The following is a 351-nucleotide window of genomic DNA, read 5'->3' on the forward strand; positions in this document are numbered from 1 at the left end:
GACATGCGCCGCAGTTTACGAGCCTTCGATGCGGTTTACAACATCGACAGAGCAGCGGTACGGCGCGGCTGTCGCCAGTCGATGCCCTCGAGCAGCATCGACAGCTGGGCGCTCGTCAGATGGATCTCGATACGCCAGTGCCAGTACTCGAACCAGGCAACGGCAAGACGAAGACCGGGCGCTTGTGGGTGTATGTGCGTGACGATCGATCCTCAGCCGATACGACGCCGCCTGCGGTGTGGTTCGCCTATACGCCGGATCGCAAAGGCATCCATCCGCAACAACATCTCGAGTCGTTCAGCGGCACGCTGCAAGCTGACGCCTACGGCGGCTACCAGGCCATTTACGAAA

The 351-nt window shown here is 60.7% G+C and carries 1 protein-coding gene; it reads left to right on the forward strand.

The window, feature by feature from the left end:
* The coding region (locus GWC77_RS29945) for an IS66 family transposase (protein WP_254367244.1) at positions 1-351 on the forward strand (351 nt) is incomplete at both ends.

The organism is Paraburkholderia sp. NMBU_R16 (genome assembly GCF_013282575.1).
Lineage (GTDB): Bacteria > Pseudomonadota > Gammaproteobacteria > Burkholderiales > Burkholderiaceae > Trinickia.